At 60.6% G+C, this 2,173-nt stretch carries 1 protein-coding gene; it reads right to left on the bottom strand.

Annotated features, from left to right (window positions below):
• Positions 1–2,173, bottom strand: a 2,173-nt coding sequence (locus K8U03_02570; GenBank protein ID MCE9603767.1) for a CusA/CzcA family heavy metal efflux RND transporter, incomplete at both ends; no start/stop codon positions are given.

The following is a 2,173-nucleotide window of genomic DNA, read 5'->3' as shown; positions in this document are numbered from 1 at the left end:
CGACCTGTTCGAGTGGAATCCGCCGCCCCTGCGGATCGGCGATGCGCAGTCTCCGCAACGCGTCGACATCTTGCCGCGAGCTCGGCGCCAGACGAATCTGCAACGGAAATCGTCGCTGTCCTTCGAACACCTGATCGACGACCGTACCGCCGATCGTCGCCACGGCATCAAGCACATCGCGGGCATTGATGCCGTAGCGGGCGATATCCTGACGACGGATTCGAACTCGTAACGTCGGCAAGCCGGCGGTCTGTTCGGCCCCGACGTCGGCTGCCCCCGGCACCTTCGCAACGACTCGGGCAATCTCGTCCGCCTTCTCCTTCAACGCATCCAAATCGTCGCCGTACAAGCTGATGCCGACGTCGCTCCGCACGCCGGCGACCAACTCCTGCACGCGCAATTCGATCGGTTGCGTGAAACTGAACGAGTTGCTCGGCACCGACTTGGCCAATGCCTCTTCCATTTGCCGAACGAGTTCCTCTTTCGAAATCGGCTCCGGCCACTCCGACTCCGGCTTCAACGAGATGAACAGGTCGGTCAGATTGACCGTCATCGGATCGTTCGCAATTTCCGGACGACCGGTCTTGGAGACGACCGAAATCACCTGCGGGAACTTCATGAGCGCCTTCTCGACCGCCGTCATCATCTCAATCGACGCTTCGAGCGAAACGCTCGGCAAGCGAATCGCTTGAATCGCCAGCGAACCTTCGTCTAACCGCGGCACGAACACCGCGCCGAGCCCGGTCGCAAGCCAAGCGCTGATGCCGAAGACGATCGCAGCCGTAAGCATGATCAACCCCGGCCGCGCCATCGCCTTCAACAGCAGCGGCCGATAGATTTGCTTCGCCCAGCGAATGAGGAACGTCTCTTTCTCGGTCACGTTGCGGCAGAGGAAGATCGAGCCAAGCACCGGCATCAGCGTTAGCGCCAGCACCAGCGACGTCAGCAATGCAAAGATGACGGTGAACGCCATCGGGCGGAACATTTTTCCTTCGAGACCGCGGAGCGAGAGGATCGGCAAGTAGACGATCATGATGATACCGACGCCGAAGACGACCGGGCGCGCCACTTCATGACATGCCTTGCGAATCACGCTTTGCGGGACCGTTTTGCCCGGATGATGGTGTGAGTATTCTCCGGCGCGACGAACGATGTTCTCGATCAGCACGACCGAACCGTCGACGATCAGCCCGAAGTCGATCGCGCCGAGGCTCATCAAATTGCCCGAGTGGCCGGTAAGGACCATGCCGATGAACGCTCCGAGCATCGACAACGGCACGGCGAACGCGACGATCAGCCCCGCCTTGAGACTGCCGAGCAGCAACAGCAAGACGATGATGACCAGCGCGCCCCCTTCGGCCAAACTCTTGACGACGGTGCCGATGGTTTTACGGACCAAGTCGGTCCGATCGTAAAACGTGTCGATCTCGACCCCTTCGGGAAGCGTTTTGCGAATCTCGTCGATCTTTTGCTGAACGCGATCGACGACGACTCGGGCATTCTCCCCCATCAGCAACATGACAATGCCGACGACGCCTTCCCCTTTACCGTCGCGCGTGACCGCCCCTTGGCGAAGCAGCGGCGACATTTTGACCTCGCCGATGTCGCGGACGTAGATCGGCGTGCCGTCGGATCGCGCATCGAGCACGATGTTCGCGACGTCGTCGAGGCTGCCGATGAGCCCCTCGCCGCGGATCACGCGCTGCTCTTGCTCATGAACGAGATAGCCTCCCCCTTCGTTCGCGTTGTTCTGCTTTAACGCCTCCAGGACGGCGTCGATTGAGATCTGGTAGTTGAGGAGTTTGTTCGGATCGAGTTGCACTTCGTAAGTCTTCAACTCGCCGCCGAACGTGTTCACCTCGATCACGCCCGGTACGCTGCGGAGTTGGTACGCGATGTTCCAATCGAGCACCTCGCGAAGTTGCATGAGGGAATGCTCGTGACCGGGCTTCGAACGAACTTCGAACTGATAGATTTCGCCGAGGCCGGTCGAGATCGGCCCCATCTCCGGATCGCCCATGCCGGGCGGAATGTTCGAGCGGGCGATCAGCAGCCGTTCGCCGACCATCTGTCGCGCCCAATAGATGTCGGTCCCTTCCTCAAAGACGATCGTGACGGCCGAGAGTCCGAACTGACTGATCGACCGGACGTCTTCGACGCGGGGAACGCCGCT

It is taken from the genome of Planctomycetia bacterium (assembly GCA_021413845.1).
GTDB lineage: Bacteria > Planctomycetota > Planctomycetia > Pirellulales > PNKZ01 > PNKZ01.
This window is presented reverse-complemented; position numbering and strand designations above follow the sequence as displayed.